The organism is Streptomyces sp. NPDC096136 (assembly GCF_044763325.1).
Lineage (GTDB): Bacteria > Actinomycetota > Actinomycetes > Streptomycetales > Streptomycetaceae > Streptomyces.
Window position 1 is genome coordinate 385,896 of sequence record NZ_JBIWFZ010000003.1, and the last position, 23,505, is coordinate 409,400.

Here is a 23,505-nt window from a genome sequence, read left to right on the forward strand (position 1 = left end):
GTTGCGGATTCCCCCCGCCCTTCCGGTCCCCTCCGACGAGGGGACCGGTCAGCCGGGCGGCGGGGTCGTGAGTCTGCGGGTGGTGGAGCGGAGGGCGAAGGCCATGACCAGTTCGAACGCGCCGATCAGGACCAGCCAGAGGCCGAGCAGACGGGTCAGGGCGACGGCGGAGTCCACCGGGAAGCAGAGGACGACGATTCCGGCGACGGCGCCGAGGGCGCCCAGGCCGAAGCGCAGGCCGCGGTGGGCGAGGGTGCGGTCGGCGATCGCGACGTAGGCCGCGAGGACTCCCGTCAGCAGCCAGGAGACCCCGACGACCAGGGCCAGCAGGCCGACCGTCTGCATCGGGTGCCGCAGCACCAGGACGCCCGCCAGCAGGGCCAGCAGGGCGATCAGGACGCCCGCCAGTCTGCTGCCGCCCGACTCCTTGCCGTGCGAGAAGGCCGTCACGAAGCGGAAGCCTCCCACCACCAGGAGCTGCAGTCCCAGGATCACGGCCAGGACGTGCAGGGTCTCGTCGGGCCAGACGAGGATCAGGATGCCTGGGATCAGGGTCGCGAGGGCGAGGCCCAGCGCCCAGTGCCATGAGCCCCCGAGCACCTTGAGGGTGTCCTCGGGGTCGGTGTGCGCGTACTGCGGTGACGCGTCGGGGGATACGGTCATCACGCCTCCCGGGCCGGCCGGGCGGCCCGCGGGGGCGCCGTGGAGCCGCCGGACGTGCCTTGCTGACTCTTGATGCCATTTTAGGTCGCCGCGGGTCGCCGCGCCGGTCGGTGGAGGGGTGGAGGGGGCGGCTACAGCCCCCGGACCGAGGCGACCGAGAAGGTGGTCGGGGTGCCCGTCGACGGGGTCATCGGGCCGCCCTTGTCGAACTGGGAGCGGACCACCAGGGTGCGCGTCGGGGTGTGGGCCAGGGTGGTGGGGATCTGGAGGGCCGGGTCCGTGACGCTGTGCACCAGGCGGGCGCGGGTGCCGTCCGGCGTGAGCTGCCAGCGGGTCAGGGTGTTGGTGATGTTGTGGGCCGCCCGCAGGGTGCCGCCGGGGGAGAGGTCGAGGCCGTCCGCGGCCTTCAGGTCCCCGCCCGTGAGCGCGACCCGGCTGAGGGCGCCGGTGGCCAGGTCGACCCGGTGGAGCTCTCCGGCGGTCATGTCCACCGCCAGCAGGTAGCGGCCCGCCGCGTCGGAGGTGATGCCGTTCAGGGTGAACTTGCCCGGCGGCGGCGGGGTGACCTGCCGGCTCAGGTCGTAGGCCGCCGTCAGGGCGCCCGAGCCGGCGCGCAGCTGGGCCGGGGTGACGCGGTAGATCACCGCGCGGACGCTGTCCGTCAGGTAGGCGGTGCCGTCCGGGGTGATGGTCAGGTCGTTGATGAAGTGCGGGGTGGCGGCGTCGACGTCGAAGCGGGCCAGGCGGGCGCCGGTCGCCGTGTCGTACACCGTGACGCCGGCGGTGGAGTCGGTGACCCACAGCCGGCCGCGGGCGTCGACGCGCAGGCCGTTGGCCGTGTGCCGGCCGTCCGTGCCGGAGGGCAGGAACACCTCGGCCGCACGGGCGCCGGGGCGGGCGCGGTAGACGGTGCCGTCGGCGTACGAGCCGACGTAGACCGCGCCGGTGCGGGCGTCGGCGGCGATGCCCTCGGGGTAGGCCTTCGCGCCGGGCAGGGTGAACGCGGTCGACACGCGGGCCGGGCCGGGGGCGGCGCCGGTGGTGAGCGCCGTGGTGAGGGCCAGGGCGGCGGTGACGGGCAGGACGTATGACAGCTTGCGCATGGGTGCATCCTTCTGAGCGAGTGAGTTCGAAGAGTAGTTAGAGTTCTAATGCTTGGCAAGGGTCATAAGATGCCGTCATGACCTCCATGCCCGCCGAGGAGCGCATCGGCTCGCACATCAAGCGCGCCGAGCAGGCGCTCGTCGCGGCGAAGACCACCGCCTGCAAGCCGGCCGCGGTGACGGTGCCGCAGTACGCGGCCCTGCTCTGGCTCGCCGAGAAGCCGGGGATCTCCGCCGCGGCCCTCGCCCGCCTCTGCGGGGTCACCGCGCCGACGATGAACACCGTGCTGAAGAACCTCCACGAGCGCGGCCTCGTCGAGCGGACCCCGCACGAGTGGCACCGCAACGTGCTGGAGACCCGGCTCACGCCGGAGGGGCGCGCCGCGATGGAGGTCGCGGACGCGGGGGCCGTGCGCGTGGAGCGGACGCTCGCCGCGGCCCTGACCCCGCAGGAACGCGACCAGCTCATCGCCCTGCTGGGGCGGTGCGCGGAGGTGCTCGACGCGCTGAAGTGAGCGGGTCGCCACCTGAAGTTCCCGGCAGGTTTTTGCAGAGATTTGGAACTATCCGCAGAATTCGCTCATCAAGACCAGTCAAGGGGATGTCCGTGTGCTGCCCCGTCGCAGGGGCAGCCGAGACCGTTCGGAGCGAAGTTCGTGGATCAGTACCCTCAGCAGTCGTCCGGCCGCGAGCCCGAGGGGGCGGGGGGCCGCAGGAAGTCGCGGCGGACGATATGGATCAGCGCCGGCGTCGTCGGCGCGCTGGTCCTGGGCGGCGGGGGTTTCGCCGCGTACAAGAACGAGTGGTTCGACGGGAACGGCCAGGCCGTCAGCTTCGGCAAGAACCACCAGCCCGCCGCCGCCGGTACGGACGGCGGCCCGGCGAAGAAGGGTGCGAGCCCCTCCGCCTCGCCCACGCCCACCGGCGACCCCGACGTGCAGCTGCCCGCCGGCCCGAAGTCGGACTTCAAGCAGACCACCAAGCTCGACGACGGCACGGTCATCGCCAAGACCCGCCTCGCCGGCGCCAAGTCCGGCTTCGAGGGGGACGTCTGGGTCTGGGCCCCCAAGGAGTACGACGACCCGAAGTACGCCAAGAGCGCCTTCCCGGTCCTCATCGCCCTGCCGGGCGGCAACGGCTTCCCGACGAACTACTGGGCCGACCGCAGCCTGGGCCTCCAGAAGGCCGTCAGCGAGGGCGTCCAGGCCGGGACCAGCCTGCCCTTCGTCGTGATCATGCCGGTGCTCAACCCGGACAACAAGTACTACTACGACGGTGCCGACATACCCGGCCAGCCCAGGATGGGCACCTGGATCGCCGAGGACGTCCCGGACTTCGTCCGCGCCAACTTCCGCACCTACAAGTCCCGCGACGGCTGGGCCTTCATGGGCTCGTCCTCGGGCGCCTTCGTCGGCATGAAGACGCTCCTGCAGTACCCGGACCGCTTCAAGGCCGTGATCGCCAGCGGCGGCGAGATCGTCCCGGACTCCCCGCTCTGGAAGGGCCACCAGGCGGAGATGGACGCGAACAACCCCGAGAAGCTCGCCGAGAAGCTGATCGCGAGCGGCGGCCCGGACGTCTACATCAACTTCCAGGTCGGCACCAAGGAGTCCGGCAAGGACCGGATGGTGAAGTTCGTCCAGCAGTACGGCAAGGGTCCCGTCAAGACGACCATCCGCGACATCCAGAACGGCGAGCACAACGGCTGGCACTACGTGCGCGGCATGAAGGAGGGCTCCCTGGAGTGGGTCAGCAAGGTGCTGAAGGGCCCGAAGCCCGAGGCCGGCTGAGCCGCCCCCGCCCCGCCCCGGCCCCCGTCGCCGCCCCGCCCCCGCTCCGCCCCGCCCCCGGCCCCGCCCCCGTTCCCGCGCCCCGGGCGTCGAGGCGCGGGGCGCCCGTACAGGCGTCCGCCACGTGGCCCTCGCCACGTCGCCCCGGTCCCAGGCAACCCCTACGGTCGTTGACACCTCTGTAGAAGCGATAAGGGGGACCTATCGGTCCGACCCGCGCCCAACCGGGGCGCCGGAGAGGGAACGGGAACAAATCCGTGCAGTATGACCACCAAGGCGGCGACGGCGACCCCGCGACCGGGGGCGGCCCCCGCCCCGGGCGCCGCCCGCGGAAGCGCCGGATCCTGATCGGCGCCGTCCTCGCCCTCGCCCTCGCCGCCGGGGGCGGCGCGGCGTACGCGTTCGGCCTCTTCTCCGACATGGGGGACCCCGTCTCCTTCGGGAAGATCCAGGAGTCGGCGGCCGCCGAGGACATCGGCACTCCGGGGGTGCTGATGCCCACCGGCCCCAAGTCCTCCTTCGTGCGCACCAGCCGGCTGCCGGACGGCACGCAGATCGCGATGACCACCCTGACCGGCAGGAAGTCCGGATTCACGGGCGACGTGTGGGTGTGGGTCCCCAAGGAGTACGACGACCCGAGGTACGCCAAGAGCGGCTTCCCGGTCCTGATCTCCCTGCCCGGCGGCCGCGGCTACCCCAAGAACTACTGGGGCACGGGCCCGGGCCTCGGCCTCCAGCAGGCCGTGATCGACGGGGCCAAGAAGGGCACCAGCCTCCCGTTCATCCTGGTCATGCCCGTGATCAACGCCGACACCAAGCACCACTACGACGGGTCCGACATCCCCGGAGAGCCCAAGATGGGCACCTGGATGGCCGATGACGTCCCGGATTTCACGAAGGCCAATTTCCGGACCTTCACCTCCCGCGACGGCTGGGCCTTCATGGGCTCCTCCTCGGGCGGGTTCGGCGCCTTCAAGGACGTCCTGAAGTACCCCGACCGCTTCAAGGCGGTCATCGCGAGCGGCGTCGACTTCGTCCCCGACTCCCCCCTGTGGCGGGGGAACCGGGAGGCGATGGACGAGAACAACCCCGAGAAGCTCGCCGAGAAGCTGATCAGGGAGGGTGGACCCGACGTCTACATCAGCTTCCAGATCGGCACCAAGGAGAGCGGCCGGGACCTGGCCGAGAAGTTCATGAGGGAGTACGGGAAGGGACCCGTGCACACCCGGCTCCAGGTGATCCAGGATGGTGAGCACAACGGAAAATCGTACGTACGTGGTATGAGGGAGGGCTCCCTGGAGTGGATCAGCAAGGTGATGCAGGCACCGACACCCGACCCCGGCGTGCGATGAGCCCGGTGGTGAAGGGGGCGACGGCCGCGGCCGCCGCCGCGGGGATCGTGGCGGCAGCCGCCGTCGTCCTCCTCGGGGCGTCCGGCGAGCAGCCGGTCCACCCCTTCCCCACCGTCGGCGTGCTCATGGCGAACGGGGAGCACTGGTGCACGGCGAGCGTGGTCGACAGCCCCCGGGGCAACGTCGTCGCGACCGCCGCGCACTGCGTGGCCCCCGCCGGGGAGGACGGCCGTCCGGGCGAGGTGGCGCACGACGGGCTCGCCATCGGCGAGCTCTCCTTCGCCCCCGCCTTCTCCGGCGAGGGCTCGGGCACCCAGCCCCTCGGGGTGTGGAAGGTCCGCTCGGTCCACGTGGACGAGCGCTGGACGAAGTGGGGCGACGAGACCGCCGACTTCGCCTTCCTCACCATCGAGCCGGACGGGGACGGGCGCAGCCTCCAGCAGCGGGTCGGCCGGGGCGAGGCGCCCAAGCCGGACTGGACCTCCGGCTACGAGCGCGAGGTCACCGTCATCGGCTACCCGGAGTCCGACCACAACCCGCAGAACAAGCCGGTCTCCTGCACCACCCAGACCCGCCACGACACCGACGACCCCGACATGCTGTACATCAGCTGCGCGGGCTTCTGGACGGGCACCAGCGGCAGCCCCTGGATCGCCGACCGCGGCGGCACGGGCCAGCCGGGCCGGCTCATCGGGGTGCTCAGCGGCGGGGACACCGACGTGGACTCCACGGCGGCGCTGTACGACGGGAAGGCCAAGGCCCTCTACGAGGCGGCGGCCCGGGGCTGAGGCGGACCGGGGCCGAGGCGGCCCCCGTCCTCGTCCCGCGGCCTACTTCCGGCGCTCGGTGCTGACGATCACGCCCACCGCCGCCACCACGATCGCGCCGCCGAGCACGATCGGAAGGGTCAGCGGCTCGTCCAGGACCAGCGCGCCGAGCGCGACGGCCACCACCGGGTTGACGTACGCGTACGTGGCCGTCAGCGACAGCGGGGCCGACTGGAGCAGCCACGCGTACGCGGTGAACCCGACGACCGAACCGATCAGCACCAGGTAGCCCAGGGCCAGCCACGAGGCGGTGGAGAAGGAAGCCGGGTCCAGACCGCGCTGCTCGCCGCGCGCCAGCCCGACGAGCACCCCGCCGAGCCCGCCCCACACCATCTGGTACGCGCTCCCGGTGAACGGGTTGCCCGGCAGCGGCAGCCGCCCCGCGGAGAAGGAGCCCAGGGACCAGGCGATCGAGCCCGACAGGACGAGCAGCACCCCCGACAGCCGGACCGCCCCGCTGAGCCCGGGACTGGTCAGCACCGCCAGCCCCGCGAGCCCCACCAGCACCCCGGCCAGGGTGCGCGCGGGCGGCCGGTCCCCGGTGGCGGCCCGCAGCACCACCACCCACATCGGCACCGCCGCCACCAGCAGCGCGGCCAGCCCGGACGGCACCGAGGTCTCGGCCAGCACGACCAGGCCGTTGCCGCCGAGCACCAGCAGCAGGCCGACCAGCAGCGTCGAGCCGAGCTGCGCGCGGGTGACGCGGAGCGCGGACGGGCCGAACCGCCAGGCGACGACGCCGGCCAGCACCAGGCCCGCCGTGATGAAGCGGGCGCCGGCGGAGAGGAACGGCGGCATGGTCTGGACGACGATCCGGATGCCGAGGTAGGTCGAGCCCCAGACGACGTACACGGTGCCGAGGGCCGCCCAGACGGCGCCGCCGGTCCCGCGCGGGGAGGCGTCCCGCCCCGTTGTCTGCGGACGAGCCGGTATCGAGGTGCTCATGGCCGGATCCTACGGTCGGTGGCGCATGCACGCTTCCCGGTATCTCAGCCCTTGAGCAGGGCGTTCAGCTCGCCGTACGGGAGCGCTCCGGCGAGCGAGCCGTAGGTGCCGTCGGCGAGCAGCTCCTCGGTGGCGCGGCGGACGGCGGCGTACGCGGCCTCCGCCACCCACGAGCCCAGGCTGACGCGGGCCACGCCGAGGGCGCCGAGTTCGGCGACGGAGGGGGCGCCGGGGCCGACGAGGACGTTGAGCGGCGCGTCGATGCCCCGGGCGAGCTCCGCGACGACGGCGGGGTCGGTGACGCCGGGCACGAAGACGCCGGTGGCGCCGGCGGCGAGGTAGGCGGAGGCGCGCGCGAGGGTCTCGTCCAGGCGGGTCGCGTCCTCGCCGAGGCCGAAGAGGTAGGTGTCCACGCGGGCGTTGATGTACAGCGGGATCCCGGCCGCGTCGGCGGCGGCCCGGGCGGCGGCCACGCGCTCCGCGTGCTCGGCGGGGGCGCGGGTGCCGTCCTCGATGTTGATGCCGACCGCGCCGGCGGCCAGGACGCCGGCGACGGTCTCCCCGACCCCGGCGGCGTCGGCGGCGAAGCCCCCCTCGATGTCGGCGGTGACGGGGACGCAGACGGCGCCGGCGACGCGGGCGATGAGGTCCAGGGCCCGGTCCCGCGCGAGGGCGTCGCCGTCGGGCGCCCCGAGGGACCAGGCGACGCCGGCGCTGGTGGTGGCCACGGCCGGGGCGCCGGCCGCCTCGACGATGCGGGCGCCGGCCACGTCCCAGGCGTTGGCGAGGGCGAGGGGCGCGGCGGGGGTGTGCAGGGCGGTGAAGGCGGCGGCCTTCTCACGTGCGGAGGTCATGGGGGTAGTCCAGCAGAACCCGGCGGTTCCGGCTGGCGGATTTCCGACGTGGACGCGGCCCCGGCCGGGGCTGGTGCGCCGGTCTCAGGGGGCCAGGCCGGACTTGGCGCCCGCACCGCACAGGGGGATGACCGCCGTGCGGCCCTCCAGGGGGTCGGAGGGCGCCCCGGGCCGCACCGCCGCCCAGCAGGCCGCGGCCGTCGGCTCCACGAACAGCCCGCGGCGGGCCAGGTCCCGCTGGGCCTCGCGGATCCGGGCGTCGGGCACCGTCAGGATCGTGCCGCCCGACTTCCGCACCGCCGACAGGATCTGGCGGCCCCGCGGCGGCGCCGGGATCGCGATGCCCTCCGCGAGGGTGGGCCGCTGCTCCACCGGCCCGGCCTCCTCCGCGCCCTCCGCGAACGCGGCGGCCAGCGGCGCCACCGCCTCCGCCTGCACCCCGACCAGCGCCGGTGCCCGTACCCCGCGCCGGCCCAGCTCCGCCACGGCCAGCGCCGCCCCCAGCAGCAGGGTGCCGTTGCCGACGGGAACGACGAGCACCTCGGGGAGCCGCCCGTCGAGGGCCTCCCAGACCTCGTACACGTACGTCTTCGTGCCGTGCAGGAAGTAGGGGTTGAAGACGTGGCTCGCGTAGAAGGCGCCCGGCTCGTCCGCCGCCGCCCGCGCGGCCTTCGCGGCGGCCTCGCGGCCGCCCGGCACGACCCGTACGGCCGCCCCGTGCGCCCGCATCTGACCGGTCTTCTTCTCCGAGGTGCCCTCGGGCACGAAAACTTCACAACCCAGCCCGGCCCGCGCGCAGTACGCCGCCACGGAGGTCCCCGCGTTCCCGCTGCTGTCCGCGACGACCCGCTCCGGACCCAGCCGCCGGGCCAGCTCCGCGAGCATCACCGCGCCCCGGTCCTTGAACGACAGCGTCGGCATCAGGAAGTCGAGCTTGGCGTGAATCCGGTCCCCGAGCGGCAGCATCGGCGTGTGCCCCTCGGACAGGGTCACCGAGAACGCCCCCGGCAGCGGCAGCGCCGGCGCGTACCGCCACAGGGAGGGCGGGCCGGCCGCCGGCTCCAGGGCGATGGCCGGATCCGGGGTGAAGTCGAGGTCCCACGGGCCGCCGCAGACCGGACAGCACCAGGGGGCGGTCCGCACGTCCGCGCGCGTGCCGTCCTCGGGGCAGACATATCCAGGAAGTGCGTGCGTCATGTGCGGAGCACCTTTGCTCGTTCATGGCCGTCGTATGGCACGGATGTTACGCGTCCGTGGGGCTCTTGTGGGATGGCGCACGGGTGGGCCAACCTTTTTGCGGCGACGGCCCGTTGGGCGTTCTCGATTGACATGGGCATGGCAAATCCGTGATTCCGTGCGCCCTCCGCCGCCGGCCCGTACCCCCACGCAGCGCACCGCCTACGAGGAGGACCCCTCACATGTCCGTGATGCGTCACACCCGCCGGAAGATCGCCGGCGCCAGCGCGACCGCCGTCGTGGCCCTCGCGCTCGGCGCGGCCGCCGCGTTACCCGCCTCGGCCGCGTCCGCCGGCGGCGCGCAGGGAGTCATCGAGAACGCGGGAGCCGCCGGGTCCGTCCCCGGCAGCTACATCGTCACCCTGAAGGACTCCGCGGCCCGCTCCACCGCCGACAGCGGCAGGGCCGTCGCCCGGCGGTACGGCGCGAGGATCGACCGGACCTACAGCGCCGCCCTCAACGGCTACTCCGTCGAGGTCTCCGAGGCGCAGGCGAGGAAGCTCGCGGCCGACCCGGCCGTCGCGTCGGTCGTGCAGAACCGCACCTTCACCGTCGACGCCACCCAGCCCGGTCCGCCGTCCTGGGGCCTGGACCGCATCGACCAGCGGGCGCTCCCCCTCGACCAGAGCTACACCTACCCGGACAAGGCCGGCGAGGGCGTCACCGCGTACATCATCGACACCGGCGTCCGCATCACCCACCAGGACCTGGCCGGCCGCGCATCCTACGGCTACGACGCCATCGACAACGACAACACCGCCCAGGACGGCCACGGCCACGGCACCCACGTCGCCGGCACCGTCGCGGGCAGCACCTACGGCGTCGCCAAGAAGGCGAAGATCGTCGGCGTCCGCGTGCTCGACAACAACGGCTCCGGCACGACGGCCCAGGTGGTCGCGGGCATCGACTGGGTGACCCGCAACGCCGTCAAGCCCGCCGTGGCCAACATGTCGCTCGGCGGCGGGGCCGACTCCGCGCTCGACACCGCGGTGCGCAACTCCATCGCGTCCGGCATCACCTACGGCGTGGCGGCCGGCAACGAGTCCACCGACGCCTCCACCAAGTCCCCGGCGCGCGTGGCCGAGGCCATCACCGTCGGTGCGACCACCAGCACCGACGCGAAGGCCAGCTACTCCAACTACGGCTCGATCCTGGACCTCTTCGCGCCGGGCTCCTCCATCACCTCCTCGTGGGGCACCGGCGACACGGCGACGAACACCATCTCGGGCACGTCGATGGCCACCCCGCACGTCGTCGGCGCGGCCGCCCTCTACCTCGCGCAGAACCCGTCGAGCACCCCGGCGCAGGTCCGTGACGGCCTGGTCGCGGCGGCCACCCCGAACGTGGTGACGGGCCCCGGCACCGGATCCCCCAACCGCCTGCTGAACGTGGGCGCCGGCACCACCCCGCCCACCGGACCGCGCTTCGAGAACACCGCCGACTACGCGGTGGGCGACAACGCCACGGTCGAGTCCCCGATCACCGTCAGCGGGGTCTCCGGCAACGCGCCGGCCGCGCTGGGCGTCTCCGTGGACATCAAGCACACCTACATCGGCGACCTGAAGGTCGACCTCGTCGCCCCCGACGGCACCCTCTACAACCTGCACGACCGCACCGGCGGCAGCGCGGACGACATCACCAGGACGGTGACGGTCAACGCCTCCTCCGAGGTGGCCAACGGGGTCTGGAAGCTGCGCGTGAGCGACAACGCGGCAGCCGACACCGGCAAGATCGACTCCTGGGCGCTGCAGTTCTGACCCGCCCGGACCGAAGGGGCGCGACACCGGGCGGCAGGGCCCGGTGAAGGCGGGGGCGACCGATCACCGGGCCGCCCCCGCTGCGTACTATTTCGGGCAGCCGTTCGCGTCAGGTCGTGCGCGCGCAGCCGTTTCGAGCCCCCCTGTGATGGAGCACCTCACGCTGTGAGCACCCCGCAACCGCCCCGCCCCGCCGGCCCCGGCCACTCCTGGCCGCCGCCGTCGCCGCAGCCGGGGTGGGGGCCGCCGCCCGGCCCGGCGGGACCGCCCGCGCTCAACGGCTTCGCCCTCGCCTCCCTGCTGGTCGGGCTGCTCTGCTTCCCGCCGCTCGGGGTGGTCTTCGGCCTGGTGGCGCTGGTGCAGATCCGGCGCAGGCGGGAGCGGGGCAGGGTGCTGGCGGTCGCCGGCCTGGCGGTCTCCCTGGCGACGACGTCGGTGCTGCTGTACGGGCTCACGAGCTACGCCCGGCCCTTCCTGGAGCGGCTGGGCACGCGCCCGGCCCCGGAGGCGGTCGAGGGCCAGCTGACCGGCATGGACCGGCTGCGGGCGGGCGACTGCTTCAACGTCCCCGGCGGGGACCTCCTCGACGAGACCCCCTTCACCTACCGGATCGACTGCGCCCGGGTGCACGACGCCGAGGTGACGTCCGCGACCGCGCTCGGCCCCGGCGGCTTCCCGGGCGCCTCGAAGCTCAAGGACACCGCCACGGAGGCGTGCTGGAAGGCGCAGGACGCGTACGCGATGGACGCGTGGGCGCTGCCCGACTATGCGGAGATGTACTACTTCGCCCCCACGCGGGACTCCTGGCGCGCGGGCGACCGGCGGCTGTTGTGCGTGATCGGCACGGCGGGGCACGACCACACGGGGAGCCTGCGCAACGACGCGGGGATGCTGACGCCCGAACAGGTCTCGCTGCTGACCGCCCTCAACGCGGCGGACGGGGCGCTGGGGGGCGCCCCCGAGCGGGAGCTCGACGAGGCGCTGCCGGAGTACCGGTCCTGGGCGCGGGAGGTCGACGAGGCGCTGGCCGCGCAGGAGCGCGTGCTGCGGGACGCCGTCTCCGCGCACCCGGAGGCGGGGGCCCGGCTGAAGGAGCTGGCGGCGGCGCGCGCGGAGTGGCAGCGGGCGGCGCGGGCGGTCCGGCCGGCGGACTTCCGGCAGGCGTGGGACGCGGCGGAGGGCGCGCTGACGGTCGGCTGCGAGAAGGCGCTGCGGGGCGCGTACGGACTGGCGACGCGGGTTCCGGAGTGGCGCGAGGAGGACCGGGCGGGAGCGGGGGGCGGGCCCTCGTCCGGCGCGGCTTGAGGGCGCTGGAGGTAACGCGCGGTAACGGGTTTGAGTGACCAGGCTTCATCACATCGGGTGAAACTCTGGCCCGCACTTGCACAGCTCAACCGTCGGTTGCCAGGGTGTAGCTGTCTGTCAACCTGATGGGAGTGGCCCGTGACTTTCGGTGAGCAGCCGGCCTATCTTCGCGTCGCCGGGGATCTGCGGCGGAAGATCGTCGACGGGTCCCTGCCCCCGCACACCCGGCTCCCTTCGCAGGCCCGGATCCGCGAGGAGTACGGCGTCTCGGACACCGTCGCGCTGGAGGCGCGCAAGGTCCTCATGGCGGAGGGCCTGGTCGAGGGCCGTTCGGGGTCCGGTACGTACGTGCGCGAGCAGCCGGTCCCGCGCCGGGTCGCGCGCTCCGGCTACCGCACGGGCGGGGCGTCGACGCCGTTCCGCCAGGAGCAGGCGGAGTCGGGCGCGCACGGCACGTGGGAGTCGAACAGCGAGCAGGCGGCGGCGCCGGCGGACATCGCGAAGCGGCTGGGCATCGAGCCCGGGGACCGGGTCATGCGCACCCGGTACGTCTTCCGCGACGGGGGCGAGGCGATGATGCTGTCCACGTCCTGGGAGCCGCTGTCGTTGACCGGCCGGACCCCGGTGATGCTGCCGGAGGAGGGGCCGCTGGGGGGCTCGGGGGTGGTCGACCGGATGGCCGCGATCGACGTGGTCGTGGACAACGTGGTCGAGGAGGTCGGGGCCCGGCCGGGCCTGGCGGAGGAGAACACGGTCCTCGGCGGGGTGCCGGGGCACGTGGTGCTGGTGGTGACGCGGACGTACTACGCGTCCGGGCGGGCGGTGGAGACGGCGGACGTGGTCGTCCCGGCGGACCGGTACCGGCTGTCGTACCACCTGCCGGTCCGTTAGCCGCGGGCTCCGCGCCCGGAGCGCCGACGGGGTCTCGAACGAGCCCCGGCGGCGCTTTCGCACGCCTGGCCGGATGCGTACGCCCCCCAGGTACCTCTTGGTGAAAACCCGTATCCGCTCAGTGAAGGTCGGGCGTAAGCTCGGGCATATGCGCAATGCGGTTTCCTGGGCAGGAACATCGGCGGAGGGTGGAGCGCGATGAACGACAGCGGTGCCCTGCTTCCATGGCTGGTCATACGTCAGGACGACAACGGCAACCGCTACCGGGTGGGCCGGTACCCCACCCGGGCCGAGGCACAGAAGGTCGTCGACAGCCTCGAGGACCGGGGGCACGAGCAGCTCTACTGGGTCGAGCGGATCGAGCAGGCGGACAGCAGCCCGGCCGCCACGAGCAGGAATTGAAGGCCCGCGGAGGGCCTGGCATAGGCTCCGTCCATGACTGTACGCGTGGTCGTGGGCGGAGCCCTCTGTCGTGACGGGCGCCTGCTGGCGGCCCGTCGCAGCGCGCCCCCGGAGCTCGCCGGCCGCTGGGAGCTCCCCGGAGGCAAGGCCGAGCCGGGCGAGACCGTGCCCGAGGCGCTGGTGCGCGAGCTGCGCGAGGAGCTCGGCGTCGAGACCGAGGCGCTGGAGCGGATCCCGGGGGAGTGGCCGCTGAAGCCCGGCCTCGTGCTGCACGTGTGGACCGCGCGGCTGCTCTCCGGCGAGCCCGCGCCACTGGAGGACCACGACGAGCTGCGCTGGCTCGCCCCCCACGAACTGGACTCCGTCGACTGGCTCGACCAGGACCGGCCCTTCGTCGCCGAAGCGGGCCGCAGGCTCGCCGGCCAGGGAGCAGGCGGGGCGCACCGGGGCGCATGACCCCGCCGTTCTAGGCCGTCCGCGCCACAGTGCGCCGGTGGGCGGGGGATCGGGTGGTACGACGCCCCGAATATCGGGTATGTCGCTATTAGTCCCAATCTCGTCCCCCATTCGTCCCGACGAACCTGACTGGGGTCGCTGGTGGCCCGGGAAGTGATCGGCGTGATCGACACAGACGGTGAATGCGCCGAGTGGGCCTTCCCCGCCGAGCCCGGTGCCGTCCGCACCGCCCGCCACGCCGTGCGCGGCGCCCTCCGCTCCTGGGGCCTGGACGCCGTCGGTGACGTGACCGTCCTGCTGGTCAGCGAACTGGTCACCAACTCCCTGCGCTACGCCTCCGGCCCCATCGGCGTCCGGCTGGAACGTCGCAATCCCGCCGCGCCGGGCCTCTCCGACGGCCCGGCGCTGCTCGTGGAAGTCTCCGATCCGCTTCCGGATCCGCCCCGCGAGCGGGTCGCCGACGCCGACGACGAGGGAGGGCGCGGACTGCACCTCGTCGCCGTCTCCGCGCGCCGCTGGGGCACCCGGCACGGGAAGTCGGGGAAAACCGTGTGGTTCGAGTTGGCTCTTCCTGGTGAGTAACAAGGAGAAGGGCGGCAGGGGGTCTCCCGGAGCGCGTCAGGGATGACCACCGGACGTGGCCGGAAAACAACGGGACCCTTTTGTGATCGTGAACGCCGTGCCGTACGGGGCCGTGGTGCTGAATACTTCGGTCATGGCCGGTCCGGTTGCGGTGAGCTGGAGGGGACGGTCGCGTGAGCGAGATACCTGCGCAGGCACATCAGACCAGCGTGCCCGGGGAGTCGTGGCACGACTCCTTGTGGCACAGCAGTCCGCCTGGCTCGATATATGACTACATAAAGGTCGCGTCGTTCTCGATCGGCCCGGACGGGCTCGTCGACCAGTGGAGCCTGCGCGCCGAGGAACTGTTCGGACTTCCCGCAGCCCAGGCCGTCGGGCGCGACCCGGTCGACGCCTTCATGCCGCCCGAGCTGCGCGACGGCGGGCACCGCAAGGTCGCCGAGATCCTCGACGGCAAGGAATGGACCGGCCTGATCCCGTTCCGCATCCCGGGCGGCGACGGGGCGCACGGCGTGGCCGAGATCTACGTGATGCCCACCCAGACCGAGACGGGCGAGCGGGCCGCGCTCTGCGTCGTGGTCGACGTCCGGGCACTGCGCCGCATCGAATCCGACCTGGCCGCCTCGCAGGCCATATTCGGCCAATCTCCCTTCGGCTTCCTGCTCTTCGGCACGGACCTCACCGTTCAGCGCGCCAACCGGCGTTTCGCGACCGTGTTCGGCGGCGCCGTCGAGGAGCACCGCGGCCGCACCGTGCACGACTACCTGCCCGCGCACGAGGCCGACCGGATGGCGGCGGCCCTGCGCCGGGTCCTGGAGACCGGCGAGTCCGTCACCGACCTGCGGATCACCGGAGCGGCTCCCGGCAGCCGCGACGACCGGCACTGGTCCATCAACCTCTACCGGGTGCACGACGGCACCGGCCGCCCCATCGGCATCGCCGGCCTCGGCACCGACGTCACCCGGCGCCACCTGGCCGCCCGCGAGGCCGCCGGAGTGCGCCGCAACCTCGCCCTCCTCAACGAGGCCGGGCACCGCATCGGCAACTCCCTCGACCTGGAGACCACCGCCCGCGAACTCCTCGACGTCACCGTCCCCGGCTTCTGCGACCTGGCCGCCGTCGACCTCTACGAGGGGCTCCTGCTCGGCGACGACGACCGCCCCGCCCGCCCCCAGGGCCCCGGACTCCCCTCCCTCCCCGGACAGGGCGCCCGCCGCGCCCCCTCGGCACCGCTGCGCCGCGTGGCCTTCGCCTCCGCCGTCTCGGACGCCCCGCTGTCGGGACCGGGCGCCCTGGTCTCCGTCGGGGAGACCCACCGCTACCCGGCCGCCTCCCCCGGGGCCGTCGCCCTGCGCACCGCGCGGACCCGGCTCATCGAGGGCGGCGGAACCGACGACCTCGTCCAGTCCACGCTGATCGTGCCGATGGTCGCCCACGACACGGTCGTCGGCGTCGCCCAGTTCTCCCGCACGAAGGGAAGCGAGCCCTTCGGCGAGCGCGACCGGGCCGTCGCCGTCGAACTGGCCGCCCGCGCCGCCGTCTGCATCGACAACGCCCGCCTCTACCGGCGCGAACACGAGCGGGCCCTGATCCTCCAGCGCAGCCTGCTGCCGCCCGGCGACCCGGAGGCGGCCGGCCTGGACATCGCCTGCCGCTACCTGCCGGGCAACGCCGCCACCGAGGTCGGCGGCGACTGGTTCGACGTCATCGAACTGCCCGGCCACCGCACCGCCCTGGTCGTCGGCGACGTCATGGGACGCGGACTGCGCGCCGCCGTCGCCATGGGCGAGCTGCGGACCGCCGTGCGCACCCTCGCACTCCTGGACCTGGAACCCGCCGAAGTGCTCACCGCCCTCGACGAGGTCGCCCGCGGCCTCGGCGCCCCCGGCGGCGCCCAACAGGCCTCCCGCTCGGCCCTGCACTCCCGCGACGCCGACCGCTCGGAGGTCTACCTCGCCACCTGCGTCTACGCCGTCTACGACCCGGTGACCCGGCGCTGCACCATCGCCAACGCCGGCCACATGCCGCCCGTCCTCGTCGAACCCACCGAGGACGGCGCCGACCCGCGCCCCGGCCTGCTGCTGGAGATCCCGACCGGGATGCCCCTCGGGGTCGGCGGCGAACCCTTCGAGGAGGTCGAGGTGGAACTCCCCGAAGGCGCCCTGCTCGCCCTCTACACCGACGGACTCGTCGAATCCCGCGACCACCCCCTGGAGGAGGGCCTGCGCGGCCTGCGCCGCGCGGTCGCGGACCCGGCCCGCCCGCTGGAGGAGGTCTGCGACCAGGTCCTGAACACCCTGCACACCCGCCACGGCGAGGACGACATCGCCCTGCTGATGGCCCGGGTCCAGGGGCTGTCCGTGGACGCCGTCGGCGACTGGCAACTGCCCCGCGAGGCCCGCTCGGTGGGCCGGGCCCGCGAACTCGCCCGGGCCAAGCTGCCCGCGTGGGGCCTGGAGGGACTCCTCGACACCACCGAACTCCTCGTCAGCGAACTCGTCACCAACGCCCTGCGGTACGGGGAGGGCGAGATCCGGCTGAGGCTGCTGCTGGATCGGACCCTGGTCTGCGAGGTCTGGGACGCCAACCTCGCCCAGCCGCGCCGCCGCCGCGCCCGGGACACCGACGAGGGCGGCCGCGGCCTCCAGCTGGTCGGCCTGCTCTCGGCCGGCTGGGGCACCCGGCGCACCCACCGCGGCAAGACCGTCTGGTTCGAACTCCCGCTCCCGATGCCCGGCGGCACCCCGGGCGAGGCGGCCGCCGAACTCTCCGCGGAGCAGCTGCTGAGCATGTACGGGTGAGGAGGGGCGGACGCCCCCGGCACGGGGCGCCCGCCTCAGGCCGCCCCGGCCTTGAGGGCGGCCAGGCGGGCCTCGATCTCCGAGGCCCTGCCCAGCTCCTCCAGCGACTCGAACTGCGCGTCCAGCGAGGAGGCGGCCAGCTCCTGCCGTCCCTGGGCCAGCGCCTCCTCGCGCCGGACCTTCTCCTCGAAGCGGTTCAGGTCACTGGCCGGGTCCAGGACGTCGATGCTCTCGACCGCGTCCAGCATCGTGTTCTGCGCCTGCGCGGTCCGCGCGCGGGCCACCAGTTCGTCCCGCTTGGCCTGGAGCCCCGTCAGCTTCTCCTTCATGGAGGCCAGACCCGCCTTCAGCTTCCCCACCACCTCCGTCTGGGCGGCGATCACCGGCTCCGCCACCGCCGCCTCCTTCTCCGACTGCATCTGCCGGCCCAGGGCCACCTTCGCCAGGTTGTCGAACCGGTCCGCGTCCGCCGCCGCGCCCGACGCCCGCAGCCCGTCCGCCTTCCGGCTCGCGGCGAGGGCCTTGACGCCCCACTCGGCGGCCGCGTCCACGTCCTCCTGGTGGTCGGCCTCCAGCAGCCTCAGGTTGCCGATGGTGGTGGCCACCGCCTGCTCGGCCTCCGAGATGTTGTTCGAGTAGTCGCGGATCAGCTGGTCGAGCATCTTCTGCGGATCCTCCGCCTGGTCCAGCAGCGCGTTGATGTTCGCCTTCGCCAGCTGGGTGACGCGGCCGAGGACGGTCTGCTTGCTCATGGTGGGCCTCTCCTGGGGGTCGCCGCGGTCGGGTGGAGCGGGGTGGGGTCGAGCGGGGTGGGGGGAGGGGCCCGGGGCCGGGGGCGTCTCAGAAGCGGCCGCCGCCGCCCATGCGGCCCCGGGTGCCCTCACCGCCGAAGGAGCCCGGGCCGCCCCCGCCGCCGAAACCGCCGCCGCCCCGGCCCCCGCCGCCGAAGCCGCCGCGGCCGCCGCCGCGCAGGAGTTCGCCGAGGATGATCCCGCCGAGCACGGCCCCGCCCCGGCCGCCGCCCGCCTGCTGCCCGGCGTACGGGTTGCGGAACTCCCGTACGTCCTGCTCCGCCAGCCGCTGCGCCTGCCGGGCCAGCGAGTCCGCCCGCTGCGCCTGCGCCAGCGCTTCCGCCGGATCCGGCCCCGCCAGGGACACCGACCGCTCCAGGCGCCGCTGCGCCTCCGCCAGCCGGGTGCGGGCCTCGCTGCCCACGGCGCCCCGGCTGGTGGTGACGTAGTCCGCCGCCGCGCCGATCGCACTGCGGGCCGACAACTGGGCCTGGTCCAGCAGCGCCGCCGCCCGCCGCCGCCCCGACTCCTGCTCGCGCGCCCCCGCCAGGGCCTGGTCCAGGGCCGCGTCGGCCTCCTCCACCCGGCGCAGCGCGTCGATCGGGTCGTACCGGCCGGCCGCCTGCTCCCGCCGCACCTCGTCCCGTACGGCCTCCGCCCGGGCGATCCGGCCCCGCAGGTCCGCCGTGGAGGAGCCCGCGGCGGTCCCGGTGAGCAGTCCGTGCGCGTCGGCGAGGTCGGCGTCCGTCTCGGTGAGGGCGCCCGGCAGCTTCCCGGCGGCCTCCGCCAGCTCCTGCGCCCGCCGTTCGACCGCGTCCACCAGGGTCGCCGCCTGGTCCACCGCCCCCTCGGCGGCCCGGACGTGCACGGCGGCCCGGCCGCTGTCCCCGCCGTCGAGCGCCGCCCGCGCCTCGCCGAGGCTGGTCGTCGCGAACAGCAGCCGGTCCTCGGCCTGCCCGGCGTTGGAGGCGACCGGGGCGGACGCGGAGTCCGCGTACCGGCCGGCCAGGGCCGTCAGCGTGGCCCCGGCCGTCGTCGTCCGGCCGCTCAGCTCCCGGAAGCGGGCCTCCACGGCGGCCAGTGCCGCCGGGGCGTTCCGCTCCAGGTCCCGCAGCCGGTCGAAGGCCGCCGATTCGGCGTCCAGCCGCCGGTTGGCCTCCCCGCAGCGGGCCAGGACCTCGTCGAGCATCCGGCGGCGGGTGGCGTCGTCCTCGGGGTGGGCGTCGTCCAGCCGCTGGCGCAGCCGGAAGGCCTGCGTCAGCTCACCTTGGGCGTACGCCACCGCCGCGGTGAAGGCGGCGACGGCCTCCTCGCCGAACTGGGCGGTGGCGAAGCCGAGTTCCTCACTGCTGGTGCGGACCGCGTCGTCGGTCTCCACCAGGAGGGTCCTGACCCGGGCATCGAGCTCGGGGAGCGGGGCGGGCTCCGCCCGCCGGCCGTCCCAGCCCGGGTGGCGGGTCGCCGTCCCGCGGCCGCCGCCCCCGGTCGCCCCGCGCCCGCGGCGGCGGTACGCGTACACCCCGAGCGCCCCGGCCCCGCCGACGACGGCCACCGGCAGCACGTAGTCCCCGATCCCGCCCCGCCCGCCCGCCGCCCCACCGCCGGGGTCGGCCGGGCCCGGGGTGATGGAGGGCGTGGGGACGGGCTTGCCGCCGAGCACCGCGTCGTAGCCGTTCGCCGCGCCGATCGCGGCGCCCGCCCAGTCGTTCTGCCGCAGGGCCGGCTCGATGGCGGTCCGGGCGACGTCCGCGAGCTGCGCCTCGGTGAATCCGGACTCCACATCGGCCGAATAGGCGTACTGGCGGGTGCCGGTGGCCACCGCGAGCAGCAGGTCGTCCTGGCCGAAGCCGTTCTTCTGGGCGGTGGCGTCGGCCCAGCTCTGGGGGGAGCGGCCGGAGAAGTCGTGGACGTAGGTGACGAAGAGCTGGATCCGCCGGTTCGAGTACAGCCGCTCCAGGGCGGCGGTGACCTCCGGCCGACGGCTGCCGAGGGCGCCCACGCGGTCGGTGATCTGCCCCCGGTCGAGGGTGACGGGATCCTCCGCCCGCGCCTCCGGCGCCGCCGCCACCCCCCACCATCCGGCGAGCGCCAGCAGCACGGCGGCGAGGCGCAGCGCCGCGCGTCGTCGCGTCCAGCATCTCGGCGGGTGCACATTTGGGAGGGTATGGGTGGCCATGGCGCGCCGCACCCGGAGCCGCTGCGGAGGCGGGGGCGGGCACCGTACCGCGACGCCCCGCCGCGCCCTCACCCCGGGAGGGCCACGCCCGTCAGGGTCGGGTCGGCCGTCACCAGGGTGTCGCCCGCCAGGGCGGGGGCCGGGCCGTTCGGCGGCTCCTGCTCCCACAGGCGCCGGGCGCGGCCCGAGGCCACCTCCAGACCCGTCACGAACGGCGGCGCCCCCCGGCCCAGCAGCCCGCGCCGGCCCCCGTGGGCCGACCGGACGTACAGCACCCCCCGCCTGACGCCCAGCAGTTCGAGTACGCACTCCGTGCCCTCGCGCCGCGTCACCGGCTGCTGCCAGCGCACCGCACCGCTGCCCCCGTCCAGGGCGAACACGGTGTCCCAGCCCTGCTCCGGCCGGTACGCGGCCACGTACACCACGCCGTCCTCGACCAGCAGCCGCTCCGCCGCCACACCCGGCTCGAAGCGCCACAACTCGTAGCCCCGGCGCCGGTCCAGGGCGCGCACGACGCCCCCGTCCAGCACGTGCACCGTCCCCGCCGGCAGGTCCGGGACCTCCCGCGCCCCGCCGCCGTACCCGCGCGGCCACGACCACAGCGGCGCACCCGTCGGCAGGTGCAGCGCCCGCAGCCGCCGGCCGTCGCCGAGGACCAGGCACCCGTCCGACACCGTCACCGTCCGCAGGGCCGCCTCCGGCACCGGCTGCCGCCAGACCGGCTCGCCGGTGTCCTTGCGCAGGGCGGTGAGCCCGCCCTCCACCGCCACGAGCAGCAGACCCGGCGCGGGCGTCAGCGAAGCCGCCTTCGGCAGCTCCCGCCACCACCGCACCCGCCCGTCCCCCGGCTCCCGGACCACCAGCCGCCCGACCGGCCCGCCGTCGGACTCCACCACCACGCACAGGGTGTCCGCGTCGGCCGCGCACCACACCCGCTCCGGCTCGGGCAGCGGTCGCGCCCGCACCCCCTCGTCGGCGTACGCCGTCCACCGCGTGGTCCCCGAATCGGCGTCCAGGCAGCCCACCTCGGAGTCCGCCGTCCACACCACCCGCCGCCCGGCCGCGTACAGGGCGTCCGGCCGGGACGTACCGGTCCGCCAGCGTTCCGCGCGCGAGGGACCCGGCCCGGCCGGGAAGCCGCCCTCCCGGCCCGGAGCCGAGGTGACGGAACGCGGCGGGCGGGTGCCGGGATCGGCCGCGGCCCGCTCCAGCCAGGGCGCGCCCGCGGTGCAGTCCCGGGCGATCCAGGCCAGCTCGCGGCCCCGCTCGGCCGGCTCGGCGAGCTCCCGCGCCGCGGCCGCCCGCTCCCGCGCGGTGGCCGGCTCCAGTACGGAGCGCCGGCCCTCGGCGCCCAGCTCCCGGGCGGCCTTGAGGGCGGCGCGGGCCGCGTCCGCCTCCTCCTCCCGCGTCCCGGCCGCCGCCACCAGCTCGGCCAGGGCCTCCTCGGCCCGTTCGAGGGCCTCGTCCGCGCCGGGCCCGTCCCCGACGGCCGCGCGCTCGCCCGCCACCCGGCACAGCGCCCGCACCCTCGCCCCGCCGACGGGGATCCGCGCGGCCAGCCGCAGGGCGGCGGGCAGGTCCTGCCGGGCGACGGCGGTGACGGCCTTGGACTCGGTGGCCGCACGGACCGCCGCGCTCGGGATCCGGGCCAGCCAGCGCTCGGCCCGCGCCGGGTCGGTGGGGGCGCCGGCCAGGACCGCCCGGGCCAGCACCGCCTCCTCCGCCGCGCTGCCGGGGAAGTGCCGCCCGGCCAGCCGCACCCCGCGCTCGGGCGCCACCGCCGCGAGCTCCTCCGCGACCTTCCGCAGCCGGCTCGCGCGGCGCGGCCCGAACACCGGGAACAGGGCCTGCTGCGCGTCGGTCAGGATCCGCTCGGTGCGCGCGGGGGCGTCCCGCGAGATCCGCCGGGCCAGCCCGGTCAGCAGCCCGGCGACCCGGGCGCCGTCCCCGGCGCCGTCGGCCCACGCCCACCGCTCGGCGTCCGCCAGCAGCCGACCCGCCAGCCCCGCGTCGAACCGCGCCGCCGCCTCGGCCGCCAGCGCCAGCCCCTCGACCCGCACGTCCCCGGCCCCGACGGGCAGCCCGCCCAGCGCCTCCTCGGCCTCCGCCAGCAACTCCCGCACGAACCCCACCACAGCCTCACCGCCGAGCCGCCCCACACCATCCGGACCACCCGTCTCCAGACCACCGACCGGGCCCCGCCCGCCGCCCGTCTCCGGGCCGCCGTCCGTCTCCGGGCCGCCGTCCGTCTCCAGGCCGCCGCCCGTCTCCGGGCCGCCGCCCCGCTCCGGGCCGCCGTCCGTTTCCAGGCCACCGACCGGGCCCCGCCCGCCGCCCGTCTCCGGGCCGCCGACCCGCTCCTGGCCGCCGACCGGGTTCGGGCCGCCGCCCGGGCCCCGGCCGCCGTCCGGCTCCTGGCTGTCGTCCGGGCCCGGGCCGCTGCGTGAGCCCGGGCCGTCGCCCGCGTTGCGCTCCGGGTCCTGGCCCCTGCCCGGGTTCCGGTCCGCAGCCCGGTCCCCGCTCGGCTTCCGGCCGCCGTCCGCAGCCCGACCCCCGTCAGGCTCCCCGCCCCCGCCGCCGGTGGCCGCCCCGGCAGGGGTGTCCGTGCCTGAATCGGGCGTCCCGGCAGGGGCTCCCGTCTCCGAACCGCCCGCCCCGGCCGGAGGCACCCCGCGCGGGCCCCCGCCCGCCGGCAGGTCCCGCAGTGATCGGCCCACCGACTGCGCCGACTCCGGCCGGTCCGCCGGGGCCTTCGCCAGCAGGGCGCCCACCAGGGCCTCCAGCTCCGCGGACACCGCCGCCCCGGCCTCCCGCAGCGGACGCGGCGGCTCCTCGATGTGGCGGAGCATCAGGACGTACGGGCCCTCGCCCTGCCCGAACGGCGGCTCCCCGGTCAGGAGGGCGTACAGCACGCACCCCAGCGCGTACAGGTCGCACCGGGCGTCCACGTGCTCGCCCCGCCACTGCTCCGGCGCCATGTACGGCGGGGTGCCGAACATGCGGCCCGTGACCGTCCAGCCCGCCGTCGCGTCCGCCGAGTGCGCGATGCCGAAGTCGCAGATCTTCAGCCGCCCGCCGGGCAGCAGGAAGAGGTTCTGGGGCTTGAGGTCCCGGTGGACCACCGCCCGTTCGTGCGCGGCGGCCAGCGCCTCCGCCGCCTGCGCGGCCAGCTCCACCGCCTCCGCGGGCGGCAGCCCGCCCCGCTCCCGGGCGAGCACCGCCCCCAGGTCCTCGCCGGACAGCAGCTCCATGACGATGAAGAGCCGTCCCTCGTGCTGCCCCACGTCGTGCACGACGGTGATCCCCGGGTGCTGGAGCCGCGCCCCGATCGTCGCCTCCCGCCGGAAGCGGGCGATCAGCTCCTCGTCGGTCGCCGCCTCCAGCAGCACCTTGACCGCCACCGGCCGGTCCAGGGCCAGGTCGTGGCCCGCCCACACCTCGCCCATGCCGCCCGCGCCGAGCCGGCGCTCCAGCCGGTACCGGTCCGCCAGCAGTTCCCCCACCCGCACCGCGCAGCCCCCTGACACCACGTCATCCGACGGTCGTCCAGGGGGCATTGTCCATCGCGAAGTGA

Annotated in this window: 19 protein-coding genes; 11 read left to right on the forward strand and 8 right to left on the reverse strand. The window is 75.0% G+C overall.

The window, feature by feature from the left end; genetic code table 11:
* Positions 1-48: 48 nt before the first annotated feature.
* Together ACIRBY_RS08115 and ACIRBY_RS08120 are read right to left on the reverse strand one after the other, a co-directional pair.
* Complete coding sequence (locus ACIRBY_RS08115) at positions 49-663, reverse strand: HdeD family acid-resistance protein (RefSeq protein ID WP_403897714.1); 615 nt, start codon at positions 661-663, stop codon at positions 49-51.
* Between the two features lie 131 nt (positions 664-794).
* Positions 795-1,766, reverse strand: coding sequence for an SMP-30/gluconolactonase/LRE family protein (locus ACIRBY_RS08120; RefSeq protein WP_403897717.1), 972 nt, complete (start codon positions 1,764-1,766; stop codon positions 795-797).
* 77 nt (positions 1,767-1,843) lie between these two features.
* Between ACIRBY_RS08120 and ACIRBY_RS08125 the strand changes: the two genes are divergently transcribed.
* From ACIRBY_RS08125 to ACIRBY_RS08140, 4 genes are all read left to right on the forward strand, one after another.
* Positions 1,844-2,281, forward strand: coding sequence for a MarR family winged helix-turn-helix transcriptional regulator (locus tag ACIRBY_RS08125; RefSeq protein ID WP_403897719.1), 438 nt, complete (start codon positions 1,844-1,846; stop codon positions 2,279-2,281).
* Positions 2,282-2,422: 141 nt separating this feature from the next.
* On the forward strand, positions 2,423-3,556 hold the full coding sequence (locus tag ACIRBY_RS08130) for an alpha/beta hydrolase (protein ID WP_403897722.1): 1,134 nt from the start codon (positions 2,423-2,425) through the stop codon (positions 3,554-3,556).
* A gap of 257 nt (positions 3,557-3,813) precedes the next feature.
* Positions 3,814-4,908, forward strand: a complete 1,095-nt coding sequence (locus ACIRBY_RS08135; protein WP_403897725.1) for an alpha/beta hydrolase — start codon at positions 3,814-3,816, stop codon at positions 4,906-4,908.
* Positions 4,905-5,696, forward strand: a complete 792-nt coding sequence (locus ACIRBY_RS08140; protein WP_403897727.1) for a trypsin-like serine peptidase — start codon at positions 4,905-4,907, stop codon at positions 5,694-5,696. The genes ACIRBY_RS08135 and ACIRBY_RS08140 overlap by 4 nt, the downstream gene beginning before the upstream one ends.
* Positions 5,697-5,738: 42 nt before the next feature.
* On the opposite strand, the gene ACIRBY_RS08145 is transcribed toward ACIRBY_RS08140, so the two are convergent.
* The 3 genes from ACIRBY_RS08145 to ACIRBY_RS08155 form a co-directional block, all read right to left on the reverse strand.
* Entirely contained in the window at positions 5,739-6,680 is a 942-nt protein-coding gene (locus ACIRBY_RS08145) for an EamA family transporter (protein WP_403897730.1), read from the reverse strand.
* 44 nt (positions 6,681-6,724) lie between these two features.
* Entirely contained in the window at positions 6,725-7,534 is an 810-nt protein-coding gene (locus tag ACIRBY_RS08150; RefSeq protein WP_403897733.1) for an isocitrate lyase/phosphoenolpyruvate mutase family protein, read from the reverse strand.
* Between the two features lie 84 nt (positions 7,535-7,618).
* Complete coding sequence (locus ACIRBY_RS08155) at positions 7,619-8,731, reverse strand: pyridoxal-phosphate dependent enzyme (protein ID WP_403897736.1); 1,113 nt, start codon at positions 8,729-8,731, stop codon at positions 7,619-7,621.
* Positions 8,732-8,952: 221 nt separating this feature from the next.
* On the opposite strand from ACIRBY_RS08155, the gene ACIRBY_RS08160 reads away from it, so the two are divergent.
* The 7 genes from ACIRBY_RS08160 to ACIRBY_RS08190 all read left to right on the forward strand — a co-directional run bounded on the left by ACIRBY_RS08160 (position 8,953) and on the right by ACIRBY_RS08190 (position 16,964).
* Positions 8,953-10,527 carry a S8 family peptidase gene (locus ACIRBY_RS08160; RefSeq protein WP_403897739.1) on the forward strand — a complete coding sequence of 525 codons (1,575 nt, stop codon included), beginning with the start codon at positions 8,953-8,955 and terminating at the stop codon, positions 10,525-10,527.
* Between the two features lie 165 nt (positions 10,528-10,692).
* A complete protein-coding gene (locus tag ACIRBY_RS08165; RefSeq protein ID WP_403897742.1) occupies positions 10,693-11,832 on the forward strand; it encodes a DUF4190 domain-containing protein in 1,140 nt (379 codons plus the stop codon).
* 138 nt (positions 11,833-11,970) lie between these two features.
* Positions 11,971-12,723, forward strand: a complete 753-nt coding sequence (locus ACIRBY_RS08170; RefSeq protein WP_403897745.1) for a GntR family transcriptional regulator — start codon at positions 11,971-11,973, stop codon at positions 12,721-12,723.
* Between the two features lie 198 nt (positions 12,724-12,921).
* Positions 12,922-13,125, forward strand: a complete 204-nt coding sequence (locus ACIRBY_RS08175) for an SPOR domain-containing protein (protein WP_403897747.1) — start codon at positions 12,922-12,924, stop codon at positions 13,123-13,125.
* Positions 13,126-13,158: 33 nt separating this feature from the next.
* Complete coding sequence (locus ACIRBY_RS08180; protein ID WP_403897750.1) at positions 13,159-13,581, forward strand: (deoxy)nucleoside triphosphate pyrophosphohydrolase; 423 nt, start codon at positions 13,159-13,161, stop codon at positions 13,579-13,581.
* A gap of 153 nt (positions 13,582-13,734) precedes the next feature.
* A complete protein-coding gene (locus tag ACIRBY_RS08185) occupies positions 13,735-14,163 on the forward strand; it encodes an ATP-binding protein (RefSeq protein WP_403898239.1) in 429 nt (142 codons plus the stop codon).
* Between the two features lie 236 nt (positions 14,164-14,399).
* Positions 14,400-16,964 carry a SpoIIE family protein phosphatase gene (locus tag ACIRBY_RS08190; RefSeq protein ID WP_403898242.1) on the forward strand — a complete coding sequence of 855 codons (2,565 nt, stop codon included), beginning with the start codon at positions 14,400-14,402 and terminating at the stop codon, positions 16,962-16,964.
* 35 nt (positions 16,965-16,999) lie between these two features.
* Here ACIRBY_RS08190 and ACIRBY_RS08195 read toward each other — a convergent pair whose 3' ends face one another.
* From ACIRBY_RS08195 to ACIRBY_RS08205, 3 genes are all read right to left on the reverse strand, one after another.
* Positions 17,000-17,716: a PspA/IM30 family protein gene (locus ACIRBY_RS08195; protein WP_403897753.1), complete on the reverse strand. Its 717-nt coding sequence runs from the start codon at positions 17,714-17,716 to the stop codon at positions 17,000-17,002.
* Between the two features lie 88 nt (positions 17,717-17,804).
* Positions 17,805-19,907: a TPM domain-containing protein gene (locus ACIRBY_RS08200; protein ID WP_403897756.1), complete on the reverse strand. Its 2,103-nt coding sequence runs from the start codon at positions 19,905-19,907 to the stop codon at positions 17,805-17,807.
* 92 nt (positions 19,908-19,999) lie between these two features.
* Positions 20,000-23,461, reverse strand: coding sequence for a protein kinase (locus tag ACIRBY_RS08205; RefSeq protein WP_403897759.1), 3,462 nt, complete (start codon positions 23,459-23,461; stop codon positions 20,000-20,002).
* Between the last annotated feature and the right edge of the window lie 44 nt (positions 23,462-23,505).

Coding starts and splice junctions, on each gene's coding strand:
- ACIRBY_RS08175 (WP_403897747.1), top strand. CDS start 12,922: ATGAACGACAGCGGTGCCCTGCTTCCATGGCTGGTCATACGTCAGGAC.
- ACIRBY_RS08145 (WP_403897730.1), bottom strand. CDS start 6,680: ATGAGCACCTCGATACCGGCTCGTCCGCAGACAACGGGGCGGGACGCC.
- ACIRBY_RS08150 (WP_403897733.1), bottom strand. CDS start 7,534: ATGACCTCCGCACGTGAGAAGGCCGCCGCCTTCACCGCCCTGCACACC.
- ACIRBY_RS08125 (WP_403897719.1), top strand. CDS start 1,844: ATGACCTCCATGCCCGCCGAGGAGCGCATCGGCTCGCACATCAAGCGC.
- ACIRBY_RS08160 (WP_403897739.1), top strand. CDS start 8,953: ATGTCCGTGATGCGTCACACCCGCCGGAAGATCGCCGGCGCCAGCGCG.
- ACIRBY_RS08155 (WP_403897736.1), bottom strand. CDS start 8,731: ATGACGCACGCACTTCCTGGATATGTCTGCCCCGAGGACGGCACGCGC.
- ACIRBY_RS08140 (WP_403897727.1), top strand. CDS start 4,905: ATGAGCCCGGTGGTGAAGGGGGCGACGGCCGCGGCCGCCGCCGCGGGG.
- ACIRBY_RS08115 (WP_403897714.1), bottom strand. CDS start 663: ATGACCGTATCCCCCGACGCGTCACCGCAGTACGCGCACACCGACCCC.
- ACIRBY_RS08195 (WP_403897753.1), bottom strand. CDS start 17,716: ATGAGCAAGCAGACCGTCCTCGGCCGCGTCACCCAGCTGGCGAAGGCG.
- ACIRBY_RS08120 (WP_403897717.1), bottom strand. CDS start 1,766: ATGCGCAAGCTGTCATACGTCCTGCCCGTCACCGCCGCCCTGGCCCTC.
- ACIRBY_RS08180 (WP_403897750.1), top strand. CDS start 13,159: ATGACTGTACGCGTGGTCGTGGGCGGAGCCCTCTGTCGTGACGGGCGC.